The organism is Lutibacter sp. (assembly GCF_041562875.1).
In the GTDB taxonomy this organism is placed as follows: Bacteria; Bacteroidota; Bacteroidia; order Flavobacteriales; family Flavobacteriaceae; genus Lutibacter.
Genome location: NZ_JBFFOE010000081.1, coordinates 1 through 10,613, shown reverse-complemented (window position 1 = coordinate 10,613; position 10,613 = coordinate 1). Strand labels below are relative to the sequence as shown.

Below are 10,613 nucleotides of genomic sequence, written 5' to 3'. Positions count from 1 at the left end.
TGCTGCTCCTGTGTTATTAAAACTATTTCTTCCATGCTTAGTTAACCAATAATCGTAAGTCATTTCAGCTCCCCAATGAGCATCTAATGCACCGTTATCTTTAGCAGCATTATCCCATTCTGCAGCTGTCCAATTATTATCATTGTCTGAAAAATTAACAGCAGAATTATAATTAGTACTTTCATTCATATCATACGTGTTAATTCCATTACCTCTAGAATTATCACTTAAAATATAACTGCCACCACTTGAAAGTGTTTCAATGGTTCTAGCTCCACTATATCTTGTAGCTGTACCCGTGGCGGCTATCATTATGTTATCTTCTTTTTTAGCACTATTTATTTTAGATTTATAATCTTTAAAATCAACACCAATTAAATTGTTAGCATGTTTAATGATGGCATTATAAAATAAAATTTCACCATTTTGTGCATCAACATAAACATAACCTCTACTTATGGGTTTTGTAGCATAAATATCGAATTTATAGGCTAATCTATTTTCTTTTTTGTCAATTAAAACACCTGGTAAAATAACTAATTCTCCTTCAGGTTTTTTATAATTAATAAGTTTAGAATCAGTGGAGTTTTGCCATAAATATGAAGTAGCTCCTATATGTGAAACTGCTTTTTGAAAAGCTGAGCTTTTAGAAATCTTAGGGGTAGTATTTAAATCTTCTATTTGATAAAACTCACCAGAAATTGATTTAACTTCTCCATTTTTATTATGTAAAATTGGAGTTGAAAATTCAACTTTTACATCATTATAAAATTGTTGATGTTTTTCATGTGTAAACCCTAATTTATCATTTTCACTTGTTATTAAAACAATTTTATCTTGAGGTTTAAGTTGTAAATGTTCTTTAAATAATAAATCCTTTTCACTTGTTTTGTAAACCTTATCAATATTTTTTTTCAAATAGTTAGGTTTTGCTTTAAGTTTTTGATCCTTTTCTTGTCCATAGATTTGTCCTATAAATAAAGAAAAGACAATAAAAAAGAAAATTAATTTTTTTTCGGGGTAGTTTTTTTTCATATTATATTATGTTTAAAAAATTAGTTAAAAAATATTAAATTATGGTCGAATATATTTAAATTAATAGTAATAAAACAAAATAATAATCTTTTTATACGGGAAAACACAATATTAAGAGGAGAACACATACCTTTTGTAAGGAAAAAACACACTTTTAATAATTAATTTTCAAAATAAAAAGAATTTTTAGTGTAGTTTTTTAATGATTTAAATATGAATTAATTAATCTAATTAACAGTGCTTTTTGAATTGTTGAAACTCTTTATTACTAAAATTAATTTAAGAGCAATAATTATAAATTGCACACAAGTATGAAAAGCAAAAATTTACATCTTTTATTTTTAATTGGAATTGTATTAATTTCTAATTTTTCTTATGCTCAAACAATTAATATTCCTGAAGAAAATAATTTCAAACCTGTTTTTTGAGGCTTAAAAACAAAAGGTAGAAGAACTCATTGTTGGGATTGAAAAAAACGCACTTTCAACGCAAAGAATTAAAGGATTAAAGGATTTAAAAAAGTATCTTGAAAGTAGAGAAACACTTAACTTTATTAAAAATAGTTTGCTCAACAGTTAAATCGTGGTCTAAATCTTCTTCTTGAGATAAATATTCAATTTTTAATCCTTTTCAAGAAATTACTTGTCTGGTATCAGAGCTTGAAACACCAGCAAGCATGTTCAGAATTGAAGTTTTTACAGCTCCATTTTTTGCAATAAAAGCAATATTTTAGTCTTTATTTATTCCAAAGGAGATTTCATTAAAAAGTTCAACTTCTCCAAATGCTTTTGATATATTTCCAGCCGATAGGTAATTCATTCATTATAGATTTTGGTAAAGTACATGAAAAAACCCGAGAATTTCTTCTCGGGTTTTTATAATTTAAATGGTGTTTTTTATTGTTTTATGAATTTTTTCGATATAATTTCATCTCCATCATTAATGTTAATTAAATAAACTCCAGGCTTTAAATCGCCAACATTAATAACATTATTTAAGTTTCCTGCTTTTACAGTTTGACCTAAAATATTAGCTATTTTATAACTAGCATTTGAAGTATTAGCCATTTTAACTGTTAAAAATTCTCCTTTAACAGGATTTGGATAGATAGAAACTTTATTAATTTCTGTTTCAAAAGAAGAATCTACAAAACGTGCAGTTCCACCAGAAATTATCACAGTATAATCTTCAACTTCACCATATGAAAAAGCTTCACAAGCTGTTGGAATTCCATTATATTTCATAGAAACTCTCATTCTAGTAGCTCCATTTGTAGCACTAGCTGGTACAGTAAAAGATCCACTTACAGGAGTTGTTTTTGAAGCAGCTTTTGTCCAAACTTGTTCTCCAGCATCTGTAAAGTCACCGTTCTGATTGTAATCAATCCAAACACTATATCCTTCATTATATAAACTTCCATTCCATTTAGGTGTAATTGTTATAGTTGCTTGTACACCTTTATCTAGGTTTGTTGATAGTGACGTGTGATCGCTATAACCATTACCGCCTGTTGAGGTATTGTTAATTGTACCTATTTGCACTTTATTAATATATTCATCAGCAACGCTATTTCCTTTAGAAGCACAATAAGTTAATGATTGTGTTAAAGTTGAAATTGTTGCAACATTACTATCTGTTGAAATATTTCCAGCAGCATCTTTAGCTTTTACTTTAAAGTTATAAGAAGTTGCAGCAGTTAAACCAGTTGCTTGGTAAGTAGTACCTGTAACAGATGTTAAGAGAACATTGTTTTTATAAACATCATATCCAGTAACACCAACATTATCAGTTGATCCACTCCAAGCTAAATTAACACTTGTTTGTGTTATGTTGCTTGTTGTTAAAGTAGGGCTTGTTGGAGCTTGTGTATCAGGAGTAGCTGTATTTAATACAACGGTGTAATCTTCAACTTCACCATAAGAGAATGCTTCACAAGCGGTTGGAATACCATTATATTTCATAGAAACTCTCATTCTAGTAGCTCCACTTGTTGCACTTGTTGGAATTGTAAAAGATCCACTTACAGGTGTTGTTTGTGATGCAGCTTTTGCCCAAACTTGTTCACCAGCATCTGTAAAGACACCGTTTTGGTTATAGTCAATCCAAACACTATATCCTTCATTGTATAAACTTCCATTCCATTTAGGTGTTATTGTAATAGTTGCTTGTACACCTTTATCAAGGTTTGTTGAAAGTGATGTGTGATCGCTATAACCATTACCGCCTGTTGAGGTATTGTTAATTGTACCAATTTGCACTTTATTAATATATTCATCAGCAACGCTATTTCCTTTAGAAGCACAATAAGTTAATGATTGTGTTAAAGTTGAAATAGTTACGGTATTACTGTTTGATGTGTTTCCAGCAGCATCTTTTGCTCTAACATTAAAATTGTAAGAAGTTGCTGCAGTTAGCCCTGTTGCTTGATATGAAGTCCCCGTAACAGAGGTTAAAAGAACATTGTTTTTATAAACATCATATCCAGTTACTCCAATATTATCTGTTGAAGCATTCCAGAATAAATTAACTGTAGTTTGAGTAATATTACTTGTTGTTAATGTAGGACTTGATGGCGCTTGAGTATCTGGTGTAACAGTTGTAATAGTTTCTGTATTACTATTTGTTGAAATATTTCCAGCAGCATCTTTCGCTTTTACAGTAAAATTATAAGAACTTCCTGAAGTTAACCCTATTACTTGATAAGAAGTCCCTGTAACAGCAGTTAAAAGAACATTGTTTTTATAAATATCATATCCAGTAACACCAATATTATCAGTTGAACCACTCCAAACTAAATCTACAGTTGTTTCTGTAATATTGTTACTCGTTAATACTGGAGCTGAAGGTGCTTGAGTATCTAGAGCTGTAAGTGTAGTTGATGAAACTATATTACTATCAGTAGAAATATTTTCAGCAGCATCTTTAGCTTTTACTTTAAAATTATAAGTAGTTGCATTAGTTAACCCTGTTACTTGATAAGAAGTTCCTGTAACAGAAGTTAAAAGAACATTATCTTTATAAACATCATACCCAGTTACTCCAACATTATCAGTTGAACTACTCCAAACTAAATCTACAGTTGTTTCTGTAATATTGTTACTCGTTAATACTGGAGCTGAAGGTGCTTGAGTATCTGGAGCTGTAAGTGTAGTTAATGAAACTATATTACTATCAGTAGAAATATTTCCAGCAGCATCTTTAGCTTTTACTTTAAAATTATAAGTAGTTGCATCAGTTAATCCTGTTGCTTGATATGAAGTTCCTGAAACAGAAGTTAAAAGAATATTATCTTTATAAATATCATATCCTGTAACTCCAACATTATCAGTTGAACCACTCCAAGATAAATTAACCGTAGTTTCTGTTATGTTTGAGAAAGTTAAAGTTGCTGCAGTTGGCGCTTGTGTGTCTGGAGTTGAATCCATCAAAACAACAGTGTAATCTTCTACTTCACCATATGAAAAAGCTTCACAAGCAGTTGGAATCGCATTGTATTTCATAGAAACTCTCATTCTAGTTGTTCCAGTTACTGCAGCTGAAGGGATGGTAAAAGTTCCACTTACAGGTGTTGTTTTTGAAGCAGCTTTTGTCCAAACTTGTTCTCCCGCATCTGTAAAGTCACCATCTTTATTATAATCAATCCAAACACCGTATCCTTCACTATAAACAGTTCCATTCCAAGTAGGGGTTATTGTTATTGTTACAGCTTCACCTTTGTTTAAATTTGTTGAAATAGATGTATAATCTGAATAGCCGTTACTTCCATTTGAAGAATTGTTAATTGTTCCAATTTGAACATTGCTAATATATTCATCAGCAACACTATTTCCTTTAGATGCACAGTAAACCAATACCTGATCTAATGTTGTAAGGTTAACAGAAGAGCTAAATGCAGAGCTCCCACTTGAACACATACTCTGAACTTGTGCTTCGTATTGTGTTAATGTGTTTAATCCCGTTAAGTTTGTAGAAGTAGCACCTGTATTTACAGAAGTCCATGTTGAAGTTCCAACTTGACGATATTGTACATTGTATGTTGCTCCAGAAACTGAATTCCAAGAAATGGTTGCACTAGTTGCACTCACATTGGAAGAATTAACTCCTGTTGGTACAGTTGCGTTACAAACAACCTCTCCAGCAATTGTAAAGTTCGTGTTTGAAACATCATAAAAAATATTATTCGCGGCTTCAACTTTTATTCTATTTTGTGTACCTACATTATTTGGTACTGTAATTTGAGCTGAGCCATTATTTGTGACTCCTGAAGCTAATATAATTGAATATGTATTTCCTCCATCGGTTGACAATAGAATATTTACGGTTTGACAATTTACAGCTGCTCCATTTGTTCCCGCTACATCCCAAGTAACAGTTTGTAATTGGTTTGCATTCCAAGTAATATTTGTGTTTGGTGTTGAAACTACAAATGGTCCTGCTGAACTATTTACATTCACAACCATATCATCACTATTATTTGCGCCACCACCAGCAACATTATCTCTAACTGTTAATCTAAAATTTAATGTTCTTGCCACAGAAGGAACTGCCTCCCATTGTGTAGAAGTACTTCCTGCTAAAACTGTTGAAAGTTCAGGAAAAGATCTTGATTTTAATGTTGTTGGAGAAAACGATCTAAAAGCTATACCCGCTGTTGCTGTTGTACTTGGGTAAGTTGTAGCAGCATTGTTTTCATCCATTTGTTCCCAACAAAACGATAAACTATTGTTACCATCAGCATCAGCACCATCACCCGTTAACATAAAAGGTGTGCTTTTAGGAATTGTAAAATCACCCCCAGCTAAAGCTGTTGGAACGCTGTTTCCTGTTGCTGTATTTGTTTGACAACTTGTTGTTTTTACATAATTTGTAATTTGTTGAATGGACATTGCGTGAAAATAAGCATCACTATGTGCCTGCACATCAGTAGCTCCAGTAATTCCAGCATATCCCATAATTGTTGTTCCACTTCCTGGTTCCATTTGAGCATTGGCTCCTTCATTTCCGTTAAATGTCCATGTGTGATTCCCTCCAAATTGATGTCCCATTTCATGAGCCACGTAATCTACATCATAATTATCACCTTCAGGAGTAGTATGTGAAGTATAACCACTCCCTTTTTGACTATTTACACAAACACAACCTATACAGCCAGCATTACCATTATTGGTTCCTTTATGAACTAAATGTCCAATATCATAATTAGATTCACCAATAACACTTGTAAGAGTTGATTGTAATTGTGAATTTAAAGTAGTTGTATAAGGATCACTATTTGCACTTGTATAAATTACAGCATCATTATTTGCAATTAATTCCATGGTAACACCAAAATCTATTTCAAAAATACCATTTACTCGTGTTAGAGTTGCATTTATAGCTGCCAAAGCATTTGCTTTTGTGCCTCCAAAATATTGAGTATATTCACCACTTGCAGACATTGCTAATCTGAAAGTTCTTAAAGTACTATCATCAGCGTTTGGTCTTGCAACCGTTGTTTTCTGAGATTTAATTTTATTTGATACATCTTCTTTCACTAAACATTCAAAAGAATTTAGAGAAGCATCTTTAGATTTTTTACTATACACCATATATTGAGTAAAATCTGAAGTGTATGGCTCAATAAATACTGCATTTTTTCCTGCAGAAATTGTCATCGTTTTTAATCCTAATTGAGAAATACTAAAACGAATTGTTGCTGTGGGATTGTCAATTCCTTTACCCGCATACGATTTAATTGACGGGTATTTTACTTGTAAATCTGGATGCATTACTGAGGCTTCAAAAATGCTAAAACGTTCTAATTTTCCTTCAGCATTTGGAAACTCAATAACAGTAGATGATTTTTGCAAATATCCTCCTCTTTTGGGAGAATTAGCTAGGGCATTTTTCAGAACAGAAATATCAAGATTGTAAACTTGAAAATTAGTTGAAATTTGATTTCTGTTTTGCAACACATTATTTTTTTCGCTTGTTGAAGATTTTACCCAAGGATTTACACTTTGTGAAAACCCGAAAGTAAATGATAAAATAAAAGTAAAAAAAAGTAGTTTTTTCAGCATATAATTATTTTTTAAGATTGAAAAATTTTAACGCCCGAATTTAACAATTATTATTTAATTGAACTATAATTTAACAAAAAATGTTAAATTTTGTTAAATTATTAATATTTTATGAAAAAAAGCTATTAATCAATTTAAAAAACAATGGAATATGTTTTAGAAGTACTGGGTTTCTCAATTTCCTTTAACTAAAAATAAAACATAAATATGATGGTTCATAATGTTCATTTTTAAATATAAAATGGATATTTTTTAAATTAAGAGTTTCAAATTTAATTTACGAATCTTCAAAAATTTATGTTCATTAAAATTTAATTTATAGTATTTTATCGTAATTTTTTAGTTTTAATTTAGATTTTAAAGTGATAAATTTAAAGAGCAACCTTATTAAAATTGATTTTTTAAAAGCTAATAAATTGTATATTGCACACAAGTATGAAAAACAAAAATTTACATCTTTTATTTTTAATTGGAATTGTATTAATTTCTAATTTTTCATATGCTCAAATTAATATTGCTGAAGAAAATAATTTAAAATTTCAAACTCATTTTTTTGAGGCCTTAAAACAAAAGGCAATTAAAAATTATAGTAAAGCCATTGAAAATTTAGAAAAATGTTATGAAATTGATTCATTAAATATGGCAGTTCATTTTGAATTGTCAAAAAACAAACTTGAGTTACATAACTATTTTGAGGCTGAATTCTTTATAAATAAAGCTTTAATGAGTGACTCAAACAATTGCTACTTGTTGGAGCAAAAAGTAGCAGTTTTTTTAGAACAACAAAATTTTAATAAGGCAATTGAAACTCAAAAGAAAATTGTAGCATTACAACCGAAATATTCCGATAAATTAATACTGTTATATATTCAAAATAAAGATTTTAAAAAGGCAGAAGAACTCATAGTTGAAATTGAAGAAAATGCACTTTCAACACAAAGAATTAAAGGGTTTAAAAAGTATCTTGAAAGTAGAGAAACACTTAACATAATTAAAGATATTGAGGAAGATATAGCTATTTCATCTATTGATATTGAAGGGTTAAAAGAAAAATACAAACAAAATAAAGAGTATAAAATGATACAGGAAATTTTAAATAAAGAAGTTGAAAATGAACTTTTTAACGATTTATATTTAGATAGTAAAAATGCATTAGAACTATTTCCGGCACAACCTTATTTATATAAAATGAACGGATTTGCATTAAATAAATTAGGAAAATATAATGAAGCAAAAGATGTTTTAACTCTTGGCATTGATTTTGTTATAGATAATGCGATAATGGAAGCTGATTTTTATGAGCAGTTTTCTATAGCTTATGAAGGGCTAAAACAAATTAAAGAAGCTTTAAAATATAAACAGAAAGCTGAAATATTAAGACGTAATAATTAAATGAAACATTTTATAAAAATATTAATCTTACTTTTATTCGTTGTCACTTCTTGTAAAACAGCAAAAAACACGACAGGAACAAACAATGTTGCTATACTATCAACAAATAGAATAATTAGTAATCATTATACAAATAATTTTCACCAACAAACTGTAAGTGCAAATCTTAAAGCTAAATTTAATGACCACAAAACTTCTGCAACAGTAAGTATTAAATTGCGTTTAGAAAAAGATAAAACTATTTGGATGAGTGCTACAAAATTAGGATTTCCTATAGCGAAAGTTAAAATTACACCTAATAGAGTTGTTTATTATGAAAAATTACAACGAACTTATTTTGATGGAGATTTTTCACTATTAAGTAAATGGTTAGGCACAGAATTAGATTATGAAAAAGTTCAAAATATTTTATTAGGTCAGGCTGTTTTAAATTTAAAAAAAGGAAAATACAATTCTAAAATTGACAATAATTTATACGAATTATCTCCTAAGAAAGACAATGAATTGTTTGGGATTTTGTTTTTTATGAATCCTGATAATTTTAAGGTAAATAAGCAGGAAATTAGTCATCCAGAAAAACAGCAATTACTATCGGTTTCTTACCCAAATTATAGCGTAATTAAAGGAGAACAGTTCCCTGAAGAAATTGATATTAGAGCAACTGACAATAAGAATTTAACCACCATAAATATTGAATATCGTTCTGTTGAATTTAATAATGAATTAACTTTTCCATTTTCAATTCCTAGTGGTTACAAAGAAATTATTTTAAAATAATGCAGTTTAAATTAAACCACCTTCTTTTTGTTTTAACACTAATACTTAGTGTAAATATTTCGGCACAACAAACCAAACGCGAAGTGTTAGAAGCGCGTCGTGTTCAAAATCAAAAAGATCAAATTTACATCAATGCCTTACTTTCTAATACGAAAAGAAAAGAGCAAAATGTGCTAAGCGATTTAACCGATTTAAAAGTTAAAATTAAAACAAGGGAAGACCTTATTTCTGCTATCACAAACGAATCTAATGAACTTGACAATGAGATTTATTTGAATCAACTGGAGATAAATCAAAATAAACGAGATTTAGAAACCTTAAAAAAGGATTATGCAGATATGATTTATAAATCATACAAAAGTAAATCTCAAAATAGTAGAATTATGTTTCTGTTATCTTCTGAAAATTTTCTTCAGGGATATAAAAGATTTCAGTATATGAAGCAGTATACTTCTTTTAGAAAAAAACAAGGAGAAGAAATTCAACAAAAAACAATAGAATTGGAAGTTTTAGGAGAAAATTTAAAAGTAAAAAAAGACTTAAAACAAAAATTATTATCTCAAGAAAAAAAAGAAAAAACACTTGTTGAAAAAGAAAAAAAAGAACAAGAAAATTTATTAGGTGTTGTAAAGCAGAAGGAAAGTAAATACAAAAATCAGATTAAAAAATTTCAAAAAGAAGAAGCTCGAATTGATGCGTTAATTGACAGAGCAATTAGAGATGCAATTACTGCTTCTAACAAGAAATCTGGAGCTACACCAAGTAAATCTGCTGAATTTACACTAACCGCTGAAGCAAAAGAATTAGCTTCAAAATTCACATTAAATAAGGGTAAATTACCTTGGCCAGTAGAAAAAGGATATGTTTCTACGTATTACGGAAAACAACCTCATCCAATTGTAAAATCAGCTACTATACAGAGTAATGGAGTTAGAATCACTACGGAAAAAGGGAGTAAAGCTAGAGCTGTTTTTGAAGGAACTGTATTAGCAGTACAAGTTATGACAGGTAATAAAAAAGCAGTATTAATACAACATGGAAATTATATTACCGTGTATAAAAACCTAGAAAATGTTATAGTAAATACAGGCGATAAAGTAACTACCAAACAAATTATTGGAACTATTTTCACTGATAAAATTACGGATAAAACAATCTTAGGTTTTTTATTATCTAATAATACATTAACAGAAAACCCTACAAGCTGGATTTATAAAATGTAATTTAACTCAAAAACAACGCTTTTAACTCAGTAGCATCAGATGGTTTCATTTTTCCTGAAAGAATTAAACTTAATTGTTTTCTTCTTAAAGCACCTTCATAACGTTCTTTTTCAAGATCGGTTTCAGG

At 29.5% G+C, this 10,613-nt stretch carries 4 protein-coding genes and 2 pseudogenes; 3 read left to right on the top strand and 3 right to left on the bottom strand.

What is annotated here, in order from left to right:
* Positions 1-1,035, bottom strand: a pseudogene (locus ABY863_RS10510) (peptidase M4); the annotation flags it as partial.
* An 896-nt stretch (positions 1,036-1,931) separates the two neighbouring features.
* Positions 1,932-7,094: a GEVED domain-containing protein gene (locus ABY863_RS10505; RefSeq protein WP_372794576.1), complete on the bottom strand. Its 5,163-nt coding sequence runs from the start codon at positions 7,092-7,094 to the stop codon at positions 1,932-1,934.
* A 435-nt stretch (positions 7,095-7,529) separates the two neighbouring features.
* Between ABY863_RS10505 and ABY863_RS10500 the strand changes: the two genes are divergently transcribed.
* The 3 genes from ABY863_RS10500 to ABY863_RS10490 are packed head-to-tail and all read left to right on the top strand — an operon-like array spanning position 7,530 to position 10,486.
* Positions 7,530-8,486, top strand: a complete 957-nt coding sequence (locus tag ABY863_RS10500) for a tetratricopeptide repeat protein (protein WP_372794574.1) — start codon at positions 7,530-7,532, stop codon at positions 8,484-8,486.
* Positions 8,487-9,263: a DUF4292 domain-containing protein gene (locus ABY863_RS10495; protein ID WP_372794572.1), complete on the top strand. Its 777-nt coding sequence runs from the start codon at positions 8,487-8,489 to the stop codon at positions 9,261-9,263. It abuts the gene before it with no gap.
* On the top strand, positions 9,263-10,486 hold the full coding sequence (locus ABY863_RS10490; protein WP_372794570.1) for a murein hydrolase activator EnvC: 1,224 nt from the start codon (positions 9,263-9,265) through the stop codon (positions 10,484-10,486). The genes ABY863_RS10495 and ABY863_RS10490 overlap by 1 nt, the downstream gene beginning before the upstream one ends.
* 1 nt (position 10,487) lies before the next feature.
* Here the strand turns inward: ABY863_RS10490 and ABY863_RS10485 are convergent.
* Positions 10,488-10,613, bottom strand: a pseudogene (locus ABY863_RS10485) (acyl-CoA thioesterase); the annotation flags it as partial.